Source organism: Variovorax sp. WDL1 (genome assembly GCF_001541225.1).
In the GTDB taxonomy this organism is placed as follows: Bacteria; Pseudomonadota; Gammaproteobacteria; order Burkholderiales; family Burkholderiaceae_C; genus Variovorax.
This window is the reverse complement of record NZ_LMTS01000124.1, coordinates 49489-63171: the sequence shown is the minus strand read 5'-3', so window position 1 is coordinate 63171 and position 13683 is coordinate 49489. Positions and strand designations below refer to the sequence as shown.

At 67.6% G+C, this 13683-nt stretch carries 15 protein-coding genes; 10 read left to right on the top strand and 5 right to left on the bottom strand.

Annotated features, from left to right (window positions below; genetic code table 11):
* From APY03_RS43915 to accD, 6 genes are all read left to right on the top strand, one after another.
* A partial coding sequence (locus APY03_RS43915) for a FimV/HubP family polar landmark protein (protein ID WP_332307388.1) occupies positions 1 to 1319 on the top strand: 1319 nt, incomplete at its 5' end.
* 25 nt (positions 1320 to 1344) lie between these two features.
* Positions 1345 to 2157 (top strand): tRNA pseudouridine(38-40) synthase TruA, encoded by an 813-nt coding sequence (gene truA / locus APY03_RS16950; RefSeq protein WP_068678346.1) that lies wholly within the window; start codon positions 1345 to 1347, stop codon positions 2155 to 2157.
* Positions 2154 to 2840 carry a phosphoribosylanthranilate isomerase gene (locus APY03_RS16945; RefSeq protein ID WP_068678345.1) on the top strand — a complete coding sequence of 229 codons (687 nt, stop codon included), beginning with the start codon at positions 2154 to 2156 and terminating at the stop codon, positions 2838 to 2840. Before truA ends, APY03_RS16945 begins: the two co-directional genes overlap by 4 nt.
* Before the next feature lie 48 nt (positions 2841 to 2888).
* Positions 2889 to 4166: a tryptophan synthase subunit beta gene (trpB, locus tag APY03_RS16940; protein WP_068678344.1), complete on the top strand. Its 1278-nt coding sequence runs from the start codon at positions 2889 to 2891 to the stop codon at positions 4164 to 4166.
* Positions 4167 to 4222: 56 nt separating this feature from the next.
* The gene (gene trpA, locus APY03_RS16935; RefSeq protein WP_068678373.1) at positions 4223 to 5068 is read left to right on the top strand and encodes a tryptophan synthase subunit alpha; all 846 of its coding nucleotides are present in this window, start codon (positions 4223 to 4225) and stop codon (positions 5066 to 5068) included.
* A gap of 102 nt (positions 5069 to 5170) precedes the next feature.
* Positions 5171 to 6043, top strand: a complete 873-nt coding sequence (gene accD, locus APY03_RS16930) for an acetyl-CoA carboxylase, carboxyltransferase subunit beta (protein WP_068678343.1) — start codon at positions 5171 to 5173, stop codon at positions 6041 to 6043.
* Positions 6044 to 6048: 5 nt separating this feature from the next.
* Here the strand turns inward: accD and APY03_RS16925 are convergent, their stop codons facing one another.
* On the bottom strand, positions 6049 to 6609 hold the full coding sequence (locus tag APY03_RS16925; RefSeq protein WP_068678342.1) for a YggT family protein: 561 nt from the start codon (positions 6607 to 6609) through the stop codon (positions 6049 to 6051).
* A gap of 49 nt (positions 6610 to 6658) precedes the next feature.
* On the opposite strand from APY03_RS16925, the gene APY03_RS16920 reads away from it, so the two are divergent.
* From APY03_RS16920 to APY03_RS16905, 4 genes are all read left to right on the top strand, one after another.
* Complete coding sequence (locus tag APY03_RS16920; RefSeq protein ID WP_232081131.1) at positions 6659 to 7306, top strand: LON peptidase substrate-binding domain-containing protein; 648 nt, start codon at positions 6659 to 6661, stop codon at positions 7304 to 7306.
* A 79-nt stretch (positions 7307 to 7385) separates the two neighbouring features.
* Positions 7386 to 8918, top strand: coding sequence for a lysine--tRNA ligase (lysS, locus tag APY03_RS16915; protein ID WP_068678340.1), 1533 nt, complete (start codon positions 7386 to 7388; stop codon positions 8916 to 8918).
* The gene (locus APY03_RS16910) at positions 8912 to 10192 is read left to right on the top strand and encodes an Hsp70 family protein (protein WP_083944425.1); all 1281 of its coding nucleotides are present in this window, start codon (positions 8912 to 8914) and stop codon (positions 10190 to 10192) included. Before lysS ends, APY03_RS16910 begins: the two co-directional genes overlap by 7 nt.
* Entirely contained in the window at positions 10189 to 10698 is a 510-nt protein-coding gene (locus tag APY03_RS16905) for a YgjP-like metallopeptidase domain-containing protein (protein WP_068678338.1), read from the top strand. Before APY03_RS16910 ends, APY03_RS16905 begins: the two co-directional genes overlap by 4 nt.
* Before the next feature lie 6 nt (positions 10699 to 10704).
* Here APY03_RS16905 and nagZ read toward each other — a convergent pair whose 3' ends face one another.
* From nagZ to recO, 4 genes are read right to left on the bottom strand one after another with little or no spacing between them, the layout of a single operon-like run.
* Positions 10705 to 11763 (bottom strand): beta-N-acetylhexosaminidase, encoded by a 1059-nt coding sequence (gene nagZ / locus APY03_RS16900; RefSeq protein ID WP_443082825.1) that lies wholly within the window; start codon positions 11761 to 11763, stop codon positions 10705 to 10707.
* 14 nt (positions 11764 to 11777) lie between these two features.
* Positions 11778 to 12173, bottom strand: coding sequence for a holo-ACP synthase (acpS, locus tag APY03_RS16895; RefSeq protein WP_068678336.1), 396 nt, complete (start codon positions 12171 to 12173; stop codon positions 11778 to 11780).
* A complete protein-coding gene (locus APY03_RS16890) occupies positions 12170 to 12913 on the bottom strand; it encodes a pyridoxine 5'-phosphate synthase (protein WP_068678335.1) in 744 nt (247 codons plus the stop codon). Before APY03_RS16890 ends, acpS begins: the two co-directional genes overlap by 4 nt.
* On the bottom strand, positions 12910 to 13680 hold the full coding sequence (recO, locus tag APY03_RS16885) for a DNA repair protein RecO (RefSeq protein ID WP_068678334.1): 771 nt from the start codon (positions 13678 to 13680) through the stop codon (positions 12910 to 12912). The genes APY03_RS16890 and recO overlap by 4 nt, the downstream gene beginning before the upstream one ends.
* Positions 13681 to 13683: the final 3 nt, after the last annotated feature.

The window sequence follows — 13683 nt, the reverse complement described above, 5'->3', positions numbered from 1 at the left end:
CCGCACCCGAGGCAGCTGCTTCCGCCGCCGCAACGGCACCCGCTCCTGCGCCAGCGCCGGCGGCGGTCGCCACCAAGGCCCCGGCGCCCGCTCCTGCTCCCGGCCCCGGCTTCCTGGACGAGCTGCTCGCGAATCCGCTGATCCTCGGCGGCGCCGCGCTGATCGCGCTGTTGGTCGGCTTCCTGCTCTACCGCGTCCTGGGCCGCAAGCGTCGCGAAGCCGGCGAGAGCGTGTTCCTCGAGAGCCGCATCCCCAAGGACTCCTTTTTCGGCGCCAGCGGTGGCGAGTCGGTGGACACCAAGAACCGGGGCAATTCGGTCGTTTCCTCCCTGTCCTACTCGCCGAGCCAGCTCGACGCAGGCGATGTCGATCCGGTGGCCGAGGCCGACGTCTACCTGGCCTACGGCCGCGACCTGCAGGCCGAGGAAATCCTGCGCGAGGCCCTGCGCGTGACTCCCGAGCGCACCGCCATCCACCTCAAGCTGCTCGAGATCCACACCAAGCGCCGCGACCTGCGTGCCTACGAGGCGCTCGCGTCGGACGTGCACAAGCTGACCGGCGGCACCGGCAGCGACTGGAACCGCGTGGCGGAGATGGGCAAGGAGCTGGACCCCGGCAATCCGCTGTACGAATCGGGCGGCCGAAACGTCACATCGGCGGAAGCCGCTGCTTTCGCCGGCACCCTGGCTGCCGCAACAGCAGCGCCAGCAGCACAGGCTGCCGCGCCGGCGCCGGCTCCGGCTCCGGTGGTCGCCGCGCCGCCCCCGGCCTTCGTGCCTTCGGTCGCCCCGCTGGATTTCGACCTGGATCTGAGCAAACCCCCGGCGCCCGCTCCCGTCAGCGCCAGCCTCCCGCAAACGCAGATCCAGGTGCCCGCGCAGCCGCCGCGCGCGCCGCTGACGAATGGAAGCCATTCAGGACCCAGCGCCCCGACCGCCAAGCTCGACCTGCACAACGACTTCGACACCGCCCCCGGTTTCCTCGAGCCTACGACGGTGCGCGCTCCATTGAGTTCGAACGAAGACATGAGCCAGCCGGCGACCCTGCGTGCAGGCCTGCCGGGCGACTCCGGCTTCATCGAGTTCGACATGAGCTCCATGGCCGGGCTGCGCTCCCCCGCCGACACTGAGCGCGGCCGCCTGGAGCCCGTGGCCGAGGAAAGCGGCGAAAGTCCTCATGCCATCAAGTTGTCGCTCGCGCGCGAACTGAAGGCGCTCGGCGATGTAGAGGGTGCCCGCTCGCTGGTCGAGGAAGTGGCCGCCGAGGGCTCGGGCGAAGTGAAGGCCGAAGCCAAGCAACTGCTCGGCCAACTGCGCTGAGCGGCGTGCTGGCGCCGATCCCCCGGTGAGGCTGGCCCTCGGCGTCCGCTACCAGGGCCAAGCCTACGAAGGCTGGCAGAGCCAGCTTTCGGGCCGCACCGTCCAAGACAAGCTGGAGGCCGCGCTGGGACGCTTCGCCGACCAGCCCATATCCACCCTATGCGCCGGGCGCACCGATGCCGGTGTGCACGCGCTGATGCAGGTGGTGCACTTCGACACCTCGGTCGAGCGCGAGCCGGTTTCCTGGGTCCGCGGCACCAATCGCTTCCTGCCGGACGACATCGCGGTGCAATGGGCACAGCCCGTGCCCGGCCAGTTCCATTGCCGCGCCAGCGCCCTGACGCGGCGCTACCTTTACGTGCTGTCCCAGTCGCCGGTGCGCCCGAGCCTGGACGCGGGCCGGGTCGGCTGGTCCATCCACCCGCTTGACGGCGACGCGATGCGCGCCGCTGCGGCCATGCTGCTGGGCCGGCACGACTTCAGCTCCTTCCGAGCCTCTGCCTGCCAGGCGCTGTCGCCCGTCAAGGAGCTGAGGCGCATCGAGATCACGCGGCGGGGCGAAAACGACCGCTGCCGTTGGCACTTCGAATTCGAGGCCGATGCCTTCCTGCATCACATGATCCGCAACATCATGGGCTGCCTGGTCCGCATCGGCCACGGCAAGGCCCCGCCGGAATGGATGCGCAGCGTGCTGGAGGCGCGCAGCCGCCTGGTCGCCGCTCCGACCTTCTCGCCCAACGGCCTGTACTTCCTCGGACCGCTCTACGACGCCGGATGGGGTCTTCCGCCCGAGGCGACCCTGCAGGCAGGTGGCGCTACGTATGATGGCCCGCCATGAGCGCCGCACCCTCCACCGCCCGCACACGCATCAAGATCTGCGGGCTCACGCGCGAACAGGACGTGGATGTCGCGGTTGAGGCCGGCGCCGACGCTGTGGGCTTCGTCCTCTACCCAGCCAGCCCGCGCGCGGTGACCGCGGACCGCGCGCGCCAGTTGGCCTCGCGACTTCCGCCATTCGTTACGCCGGTCCTGCTGTTCGTCAACGAGCCGGCAGTTGCGGCTCTGGCGGCCCTGCGAGGCGTGCCTGGCGCCATGGCCCAGTTCCACGGGGATGAATCTCCCGGCCAATGCTGGGAAGCCAGCGGCCGCGGTGCCCACCGCTTCATGCGCGCAGCCCGCATTCCGCTCGGCGCTGCCGGGGCGGGCTTCGACCTCGTAAAATACGCCTCCGATTACTCCCACGCCCTGGCCATCCTGCTCGACGCCCATGTCGAAGCCTATGGCGGTGGCGGCAAGGCATTCGATTGGTCACTTCTTCCACCCGCCGTCGACGCTCACCTCGTCTTGAGTGGTGGGCTCGCACCTGCAAACGTGGGCGATGGCATTCGCCGGTTGCGCACGGCCGCGAAGTCGCTGGCCGTTGACGTGAGCTCCGGCGTCGAGGCCGCCAAGGGCATCAAGGACGCCGCGAAGATCCGCGAATTCGTGGCCGCCGTACGGGCGGCCGATGCATTGACCTAGCGCGTCGCCCGACTCGATCGTCCGGCGGCCCGCCCACCGATCGAGACCATGAACAGCTACGACCAACCCGATCCGAGCGGCCATTTCGGCATCTATGGCGGCACTTTCGCCAGCGAGACGCTGACGCACGCGATCAACGAATTGCGCGAGGCCTACGCGAGGTACAAGGACGACCCCGAGTTTCAGGCGGAATTCCGCCACGAGCTCGCGCATTTCGTGGGCCGTCCTTCGCCGATCTATCACGCGGCACGAACCAGCCGTGAGATGGGTGGCGCGCAGATCTACCTGAAGCGCGAGGACCTGAACCACACCGGCGCTCACAAGATCAACAACACCATCGGGCAGGCGATGCTTGCCCGGCGCATGGGCAAGCCGCGCGTGATCGCCGAGACCGGCGCCGGCCAGCACGGTGTGGCCACGGCCACCATCTGCGCACGCTACGGGCTCGAATGCGTGGTCTACATGGGCAGCCAGGACGTCAAGCGGCAAAGCCCGAACGTCTATCGCATGAACCTGCTGGGCGCGACCGTGGTCCCGGTCGAATCGGGCAGCAAGACCCTGAAGGACGCGCTGAACGAAGCGATGCGCGACTGGGTCACCAACGTCGAGAACACCTTCTACATCATCGGTACCGTGGCCGGCCCGCATCCGTACCCGATGATGGTGCGCGACTTCCAGCGCGTGATCGGCGACGAGTGCATTGCGCAGATGCCGGCGATGCTGGCGGCACAAGGCATCGTCGGCGAGGCGGAGGGCCGGCAGCCGGACGTCGTGGTGGCGTGCGTGGGCGGCGGCAGCAACGCGATGGGCATCTTCCATCCCTATATCCCCTTCACGGGTACGCGCCTTATCGGCGTCGAAGCAGCCGGCGAAGGCCTGGACAGCGGCAAGCACGCTGCCTCGATCCTGCGCGGCAGCCCCGGCGTGCTGCACGGCAACCGCACCTACCTCTTGCAGAACGAGGACGGGCAGGTGACCGAGACCCACAGCATCAGCGCCGGGCTCGACTACCCCGGCGTCGGGCCCGAGCATGCCTACCTGGCCGACATCGGCCGTGGAGAGTACGTGGGGGTCACCGATGCCGAGGCCCTCGACGCCTTTCACTACCTGTGCCGCACCGAGGGCATCATCCCGGCGCTCGAATCCAGTCACGCAGTGGCCTATGCGATGAAGCTCGCGAAGACCATGCGACCCGACCAGTCGATCCTGGTCAACCTTTCGGGCCGCGGCGACAAGGACATCGGCACGGTCGCCGACCTGTCCGGCGTGGACTTCTATGACCGGCCGTCGATGCGCGGCCTCAGCGTGAAGGGAGGCAAAGCATGAGCCGCACGGCCGCCCAGAAGGCTCATAGCACCGCAGCCGACGGCGAAGGTATTCCAGTGAGCCGCATTGCCGCCACCTTCGAGCGCCTGCACGAACAAGGCCGCAGGGCCTTGATTCCCTATGTCACGGCCGGCTTTCCCTACGCCGACATCACCCCCGAGCTGATGCACGGCATGGTTGAAGCAGGCGCCGACGTGATCGAGCTCGGCGTGCCCTTCTCCGACCCGATGGCCGACGGCCCTGTGATCCAGGCAGCCGGCGAGGCCGCGCTCGCGCTGGGTATCGGCATGAAGCAGGTGCTGGCCATGGTGAGCGCCTTCCGCCGCAAAGACGACGCGACGCCGGTGGTGCTGATGGGCTACGCCAACCCCATCGAGCGATACAACGGCGTGCATGGCAAGGGCAGCTTCATCCGCGATGCAGCGACCGCCGGCGTCGACGGGCTGCTGGTGGTCGACTACCCGCCCGAGGAATGCGAGGACTTCGCCGCCGGCTTGCAGGCGCACGGCATCGACCTGATCTTCCTTCTGGCCCCCACCAGCACGCCCGAGCGCATGGCGCAGGTCGGCCGTATCGCCACGGGCTATGTCTACTATGTCTCGCTCAAGGGCGTGACAGGCGCCGGTCACCTCGACACCGAGGCGGTCGGCCGGATGATCCCGCGCATCCGCGAGCACGTGAAGTTGCCGGTGGGCGTGGGGTTCGGCATCCGCGATGCCCGCAGTGCGCAGGCGGTCGGCTCGACGGCGGACGCCGTGGTGATCGGAAGCCGCATCATTCAGCTGATCGACGGGCAGCCGCGCGAGCGAGTGGTACCGCTCGTGAGCGAATTTTTGTCCGAGATTCGGGAAGCGCTGGACGCGCTGCCGGCCGCGACGGCCAAGAATGCGGCTGGCCGATAATGCGGGCGTTTGCCTTCGCCGACAGCCCCTCTCCCGCGGGCGGGAGAGGAGAGCTACTCGCCGCGAAGGCTTGCTTCGCGAGAACTTCGAACTGGAGCCCCCATGAGCTGGCTTGAAAAACTGCTTCCGCCCAAGATTGCGCCTACCGACCCGAGCGAGCGGCGCCAGATGCCCGAAGGCCTCTGGATCAAGTGCCCGAGCTGCGACACCGTGCTCTACAAGACCGACCTCGAGCACAACCAGAACGTGTGCCCGAGTTGCGGCCACCACCACCGAATCGGCGCGCGTGCGCGCATCGATGCCTTCCTGGACTCGGAAGGCCGTTATGAAGTCGGCCAGGAAGTCCTGCCGGTCGACGCCCTCAAGTTCAAGGACAGCCGCAAGTACCCCGAGCGGCTCAAGGAAGCACTCGAAAACACCGGCGAAACCGACGCACTGGTGGTAATGGGCGGCTCGGTCCACAGCATCAACGTGGTTGTGGCCTGCTTCGAGTTCGACTTCATGGGCGGCAGCATGGGCAGCGTGGTCGGCGAGCGCTTCGTGCGCGGCGTCGAAACCGCGATCGAGCAGAAGGTGCCCTTCATCTGCTTCACCGCCACCGGCGGCGCGCGCATGCAGGAAGGCCTGCTGTCGCTGATGCAGATGGCCAAGACCAACGCGGCGCTCACGCGCCTGGCCAAGAAGGGCCTGCCCTACATCAGCGTGCTGACCGACCCCACCATGGGCGGGGTGAGCGCCGGCTTCGCCTTCGTGGGCGATGTGGTGATCGCCGAGCCCAAGGCACTGATCGGCTTTGCCGGCCCGCGCGTGATCGAATCGACTGTGCGGGTGACGCTGCCCGAAGGCTTCCAGCGCGCCGAATTCCTTCAGACCAAGGGTGCCATCGACTTCATCTGCGATCGGCGCGAGCTGCGCAAGACGGTCGCCAACACGCTGGCAATGCTGCTGCGCCAGCCGGCCGACGCAGTGGTCTGACCGGGCTAGCGTCCCATCCCGAAGACCGTCGCCATCAGGCTTCCCAGCACGATGGCGCCCACCTGGAGCAGCACGATGGCAGCGAGCGGCGACAAGTCCACGCCGCCCACCAACGGAATGAAGCGCCTCAGCGGCCGCACCAACGGCTCGGCCAAGCGCCCGATCAGGTCCTGGAGCATCGACGATGCATTCGGAATCCACGAGAGAACCGCGTAGACGATCAACAGCGCGGTCAGGCCCGACACCGCGAGCTGCATCAGCCCAATCAGCGACACCAGCGGCAGGATCGCCCAGCGGCCGAGCGCCCCCATCAAGGCCCACAGCAACAGGAACTTGAGCATCACCAGCAACCACGCAGCCGCGGCGCTCGCCAGGTCCCAGCGTTTGACTGCGGGTATGACGCGCCGCAGCGGCAGCACGATCCAGTCGGTGATCGCGAAGACGAAGCGCCCCAGCGGGTTGCCGAAGGGCACGCGGTGGTACTGCATGTACAGGCGCAGCAGACACGCCCCGCCGAGGAGGCCGACGATCACGTCGAGAAGGAACGAAGGGATCTGGTAGAACATGGCGCGCTGTCGTGAACGGAATGCGATGATAGCCACGCAAGGTTCCTCGATGACGATTCAACCCCTCCCGCAGCCACTGCCCCTGTTCCCGCTCGGTACCGTGCTCTTTCCGGGTGGCTTCCTGCCCCTGCGCATCTTCGAGGTGCGCTACCTGGACATGATCGGCAAATGCCACAAGGCCGGCACGCCCTTCGGTGTGGTCAGCCTGACGCAGGGCGCCGAAGTCCGCCGCGCGGGCGCGGAGGCCGAGCGCTTTGCAGGCGTCGGGACGCTCGCCGAAATCCGCGAGTTCGACGTCCCGCAGGTCGGGCTGATGCAGATCGCCTGCGTGGGCACACAGCGATTCCGCGTGCGCACCAGCGCGTTGCAGACGCATGGGCTCTGGACCGCGGAGGTCGAGACCGTCGCCGACGACGTGGCGCTCGCCGTGCCCGATGACCTTCGAGCCGTCTCCGACGCGCTGCGCCGCTTGGTGGACACCCTTGAGGAGCGGCGCCGCAGCGAGGGCGGCGAGCAAGTGAGGTTGCCGGTTCAGGCGCCCTTCCGTTTCGACGATTGCGGCTGGGTGGCCAATCGATGGTGCGAGCTGCTGCCCGTGCCGCCTGAGCTCAAGCAGCGGCTGATGGAGCTGGATAGCCCCTTGATGCGCCTCGAGCTGGTGGGCGACCTGCTCGTGCGCACCGGCATCACGAAGTAGCCCGGCAGCCGGGCTGCAGGATACCGGCGGCTAAAATGGCCGGTTGCGCGCGACTACCCGCGCTCCTACTTTTCCCCTCATGTCCGACGCCCTCCCCTCTCCAGCCTCCGCCCACGACGACAACCAGCTCATCGCCGAACGGCGCGAGAAGTTGAAGGCGCTGCGCGCCGCGCAGGCCGAGGGCAAGGGCGTCGCCTTTCCGAATGACTTCAAGCCTGCCGACCGCGCGGCAGCGCTGATCGCGGCGCACAACGACACAGAGCCCGAGGCGCTGGAAGCCACGCCGATCGCCGTGAGCGTCGCCGGCCGCATGATGCTCAAGCGGGTGATGGGCAAGGCCAGCTTCGCCACGGTGCAGGACGCCACCGGCCGCATCCAGCTCTACGTCACGCGAGATGCCGTCGGCGAAGCGCCCTACGCCGAATTCAAGCATTGGGACCTGGGCGACATCGTCGGCGCCGAAGGCACCGCCTTCAAGACCAAGACCGGCGAGCTATCGGTCAAGGTGACCCGGCTGCGCCTGCTGACCAAGAGCCTGCGCCCCCTGCCCGACAAGTTCCATGGCATGACCGACCAGGAGCAGAAGTACCGGCAGCGCTACGTTGACCTGATCACCGATGAGTCGGCGCGCGAGCGCTTCGTGGCACGCAGCCGCGCGGTAAGCGCGCTGCGGGAATTCATGGTGGCCCACGGGTTTCTCGAGGTCGAGACGCCGATGCTGCACCCGATCCCGGGCGGCGCCAACGCCAAGCCCTTCAAGACGCACCACAACGCGCTGGACCAGGAGATGTTCCTGCGCATCGCGCCCGAGCTCTATCTGAAGCGCCTGATCGTCGGCGGCTTCGAGCGCGTCTTCGAGATCAACCGGAGCTACCGCAACGAGGGCATCTCGGTGCGGCACAATCCCGAGTTCACGATGATGGAGTTCTACGCGGCCTACTGGAACTACCGCGACCTGATGGACTTCACCGAAACGCTGATCCGCACCATTGCGCAGAAGAGCGTGGGAAACCTGCAGCTCGAGTACCAGGGCAAGCCGGTGGACCTGAGCCAGCCTTTCGAGCGGCTCACCATCCGCGAGGCGATCGCCAGGCACACCGAGGCCGGCGCGAACGCCGGCGATCCCGCTTGGCTGCGCGATGCGCTTCGCAAGCTCGGCTTGAGCGAGGAAAAGGACAAACTCTCCCAACGCAGCCTGGCAAGCCTGCAGGTCATGTACTTCGAGGAGACGGTGGAAGAGAAGCTCTGGCAGCCGACCTTCATCATGGAGCATCCGACCGAGATCTCTCCCCTGGCGCGCGCCAACGACGAGCGCCCGGAGGTCACCGAGCGCTTCGAGCTCTACATCACCGGCCGGGAGTTCGGCAACGGCTTCAGCGAACTCAACGATGCCGAGGATCAAGCCGCGCGCTTCAATGCCCAGGTCTCGGCCAAGGACAGCGGCGACGACGAGGCGATGTTCTTCGACCACGACTTCGTGCGCGCGCTGGAGTACGGCATGCCGCCGACCGGCGGCTGCGGCATCGGTATCGATCGGCTGATGATGCTGCTGACCGATTCGCCCAGCATCCGTGACGTGATCCTTTTTCCTGCATTGCGCCGGGAATCTTGAGCACACAGGCGCCCGTCCTCGGCATCGACTTCGGCACGTCCAATTCCGCGGTCGCGTGCGTGGCCGGGAGCGAGCTCGCCCGCCCGCTGCCGCTGGAGGGATCGGCGACGACAATCCCGACCGCGGTCTTCTTCAACACCGAGGACCGCAGCACGCATTTCGGCCGCGAGGCGATCGCGCTGTACCTGGCGGGCACCGAAGGCCGGCTGATGCGATCGCTCAAGAGCCTGCTCGGCAGCGCGCTGATGCAGGACCAGACGGAGATCGGCCATCAACGGGTCAGCTTCGAGGACATCATCGCCCTCTTCCTGTCGGAGCTTGCCGCACGCGCCCACCGCCAGCTCGGCGCCCGGCCCGCGCGGGTCGTCGTCGGCCGCCCGGTGCATTTCGTGGACGAAGATCCGGCGCGCGACCGCGAGGCCGAAGCCACGCTGCGCCGGGCCGCGCGGAACGCCGGGCTGGGCGACGTCGACTTCCAGTACGAGCCGATCGCAGCCGCCTTCGACCAAGAGCGGCGCGTCACCCGCGAGTCGCTGGTGCTGATCGTCGACATCGGCGGTGGCACCTCCGACTTCACCGTGGTACGCCTGGGCCCAGGGCGGATCGCCATAGCAGATCGATCCGGCGACGTGCTGGCCACCACAGGCGTACACATCGGCGGCACGGACTTCGACCAGCGGCTCAGCGTCGAATGCGTGATGCCGCATTTCGGTTTCCGCCACATCGGCCCGCAGGGCCGCGAGGTGCCGAGCAGGACCTTTTTCGACCTGTCCTCATGGCATCTGATCAATTGGCTCTATGCGCCGAAGGCGATGCGGCAGGCGCAGGAACTGCGCGTCAACTACCTCGATACGCGGCTGCACGACCGGCTCATGAACGTGCTCTCGGACCGGCAGGGGCATCGCATTGCCAGCGAGGTGGAAGAGGCCAAGATCCGCAGTTCGATGACCAGCAACGACGTGTCGATCGACCTGTCCTTCGCAGAGCCGAAGCTGAGCGCCATGCTCACGGCCGACGACATGGACCGCCAGATCGCAGTTCAGCTCGACAACGTCATCGCGTGTGCCCGCGATTGCGTCGCGCGTGCAGGCCTGCGGGGAGACCAGCTCGACGCCCTTTATCTGACGGGCGGCTCCTCGGCCCTGCGCCCCTTCCAGAGCGCGCTGCGACAGGCCTTCCCGGGCACGCAGGTCATCGAAGGCGATCTCTTCGGCGGGGTGGCCGCAGGCCTGGCTTATACGGCGGCCGGCGCCGGAATGCCGCGACCCGCATGAAGTACCTGGCCGCCTACCCCGCGTCGCTGCGCGCCCAGGTCGAGCAGCTCACGACGCAGGGCCGGCTCGGCGACTGGCTGCTGAAGCGCTACGGCGGCGTGCATGGCATCCGGACCGACCGCGCGCTCTACGACTACGTGAGCGGACTGAAGAGCGAGTTCCTGCGCAACGCCGAGCCGCTGGCCAAGGTTGCCTTCGACAACAAGCTGCACGTGATTCGCAACGCGCTCGGCACTCACACGACCATCTCGCGCGTGCAGGGCGGCAAGCTCAAGGCGAAGCGCGAGATCCGCGTGGCGAGCCTGTTCAAGGAAGTGCCGATCGAATGGTTGCGCATGATCGTGGTTCACGAACTGGCGCACACGAAGGAGCGCGAGCATGACAAGGCCTTCTACCAGCTTTGCATGCACATGGAGCCGGACTATCACCAGTTCGAGTTCGACCTGCGCCTCTACCTGACGCATCTGGAGAATGGCGGATCCGCACTCTGGTCGACGACAGCCTGACCGAGCTCAGAGCCCGGACAGCGTCGCGGCAGCCTGCCGATAGGCCGGCGAGCGCATGAGGTCGTCCCAGGCGAGCGCATCGCCCCGCGGCAGCAGAGCGCGCCGGCGCGCCTCGCGGACGGCCTCCGGCTTCCAGCCGCCGTTGCGGCGCGCTGCTGCAAAGCCGTCGAGCACTTCGTCGAGCACCGTGCTCTCACCGATGCTCTGATTGCACAGCAGCGCGAGGTCGCAGCCTGCATCGAGTGCGGCGAGCGCGGCATCGGTGTAGCTCAGCAATTCGCCTTGGATACTGCGCGCGGCCTCCATGCTGAGGTCGTCGCTGAACACCGCCCCGTCGAACCCCAACCGGTCGCGCAGGATCTGCTTCAGCCACTTCGGCGAGAAGCCTGCCGGGCGGGCGTCGACCTTCGGATAGATCACATGCGCCGGCATGACCGCAGCCAGCGTGCCGCCCAGCCAGTCGTAGGGCTTTGCATCGTCGGCCAGGATCGCCTTGAGGCTGCGGCGGTCCACGGGAGTCGCCACGTGCGAGTCGGCACGCACGAAGCCATGCCCCGGAAAATGCTTGCCGCAGTTGGCCATGCCCGCCTGCAGCAGGCCGTGCGCCAGGCTGCGGGCCAGCAGCGCGACAACGCGCGGATCGCGATGGAAGCTGCGGTCGCCGATCACGCTGCTTTCGCCATAGTCCAGGTCCAGGACGGGCGTGAAGCTGAAATCGACGCCGCAGGCGCGCAGCTCGGCGGCCAGCACATGGCCGCAGGCGACGGCCGCCTGGGTGGCACGCATTGGATCGCGCATCCAGAGCTCGCCCAGCGTGCGCATGGAAGGCAGCAGGGTGAAGCCGTCGGAGCGGAAACGCTGCACGCGTCCTCCTTCATGGTCGACGCAGACCAGGATGTCGGGTCGCAGCGCCTTGATCTCCGCGTTGAGAGCGCTCATCTGCCCCCGGTCCTGCCAGTTGCGCGCGAAATGGATCACGCCGCCCACCAGTGGATCGGCAAGGCGGCGGCGGTCGGCGGCATTCAACGCGGTGCCCGCGACGTCGATGATCAAGGGGGCGTGCATGGAATTCTGTTCGGTCATTGCTTGCGTTCGACCACGACAAAGCTGGCCGCATAGTCGGTTTCGTCGGTCACCGTCACGTACGCGACCAGGCCTTCGGCTTCGAACCAGTCCTTCAACACACCATGAAGCACGATCACGGGCTTGCCGCTGCGCTGGTTCGCGATCTCGCACAGCCGCCAGCTCATCGGCATGCGCATGCCCATGCCGATGGCCTTGCTGAAGGCCTCCTTGGCGGAAAAGCGCGTGGCCAGGTAGCGCAGGCCGCGCTTCGGCCAGCGGGCGCTGCGGGCGCGCCAGACCTTGAGTTCGGCCTCGCTCAGCACGCGCTGCGCGAAGCGCTCACCCTGGCGCTCGAAGGTGGCGGCGATGCGGCGGATGTCGCAGATGTCGGTGCCGATGCCGTAGATCACGCGGCCTCTCGAATACAGTGCAGGTAGTCCCGCGTGGCCGCGGCGTAACCGAGCTCCAGGGCATCGGAGACGAAGGCATGGCCGATCGAAACCTCACGCACATCGCGCACAGCCCGCAGGAACTCGGTGAGGTTGTCGCGGCTGAGGTCGTGACCGGCATTGACTTCGAGCCCAGCGGCCTGCGCGGCGCGGGCGGCCTCGGCGTAGAGCGCCAGCACCGCGTCCGCCCTGGAGGTACCGCGCGAGGCGGCATAGCCTTCGGTGTACAGCTCGATGCGGTCGGCACCGACCGCCTTCACGGCCGCCATCATGTCCGGCTCAGGGTCCATGAACAGGCTCACGCGCACCCCCAGGGTCTTGGCTTCGGTTATCAGCGGCCGCAGCCGATCGGCATCGTCGGGAAAGGTCCAGCCGTGGTCGCTGGTCGACTGGGCCACGTCGTCGGGAACGAAGGTGGCCTGGTGCGGGCGCAGCTCGCGCACGAAGTCCATCAGGTTGTGGAACGGGTTGCCCTCGATGTTGAACTCGGCCCGAGGCCAGTCCTTGCGCAGCAGCTCCGACAGGTCCTGCACGTCTTGCGGGCGGATGTGGCGCTGGTCGGGCCGCGGGTGCACCGTGATGCCGTGCGCCCCGGCATCCAGGCACATCGCGGCGGCAAAGAGCACGCTGGGGATGCCCAGCGAGCGGGTGTTGCGCACCAGCGCCACCTTGTTGAGATTGATCGACAGGGAAGTGCTCATAGGGCTTGCAGGTCTCTCATCATCTGGCGCGTGCGCAGGGTGCTTACACCGCAATGGTAGTTGAGCAGCACGCGCAGCTGGTTGCGCAGGGCGCTGCTGGCGCCGGCGTTCATGGTCGCGACGTGGCGCAGCGTGGCGGCCAGCGGCGCGCGCTCCTCCAGCGTGCGCTGCAGGGCCTGCCAGTCGGCGCCCTCGAGTGCGGCTTCGTCCTCGGCGGCGATGCGCAGGCCGGCCTCGGGCACGAGGGAGTACCGAGTCTGCGCGTGGATGGGCGCCAGCGTCAGTGTTTCGATATCGAGCACCGGCAACAGCCCGACCTCGCGCAGCAGCAGCAGTTCGAAGGCCCGCAGCGCGGCGGCCTGGGTGGCAGCCTGGGCGCCCCCGTGGTCGCCGGCCAGCACCTGCACCAGGATCGCGTAACCGTCGAACAACGCCTCGTGCGCATCGTCGCGCGCCAGCAAGCGCAGCAGCAGTTCGTTCAGGTAGTAGCCCGACAGCAGCGCCTCGCCGGTAGGCATCACATGGCCACCCATCCACTCGGCCCCCTTGAGCGTTCGGATTTCGGCGTCGCCGCCGTAGCTGACTTGCAGCGGCTGCAGGGGCAGCAGCACCGGCCTGAAGTTGGAGCTCGGCCGCTTGGCCCCCTTGGCCACCAGGGCGATGCGTCCGTGGTGGCGGGTGAAGACCTCCAGGATCAGGCTCGACTCGCTCCAGTCGTACCGGTGCAGCACATAGGCCGGTTCATGCGAGACGCGGTGGGTAGCCATTCA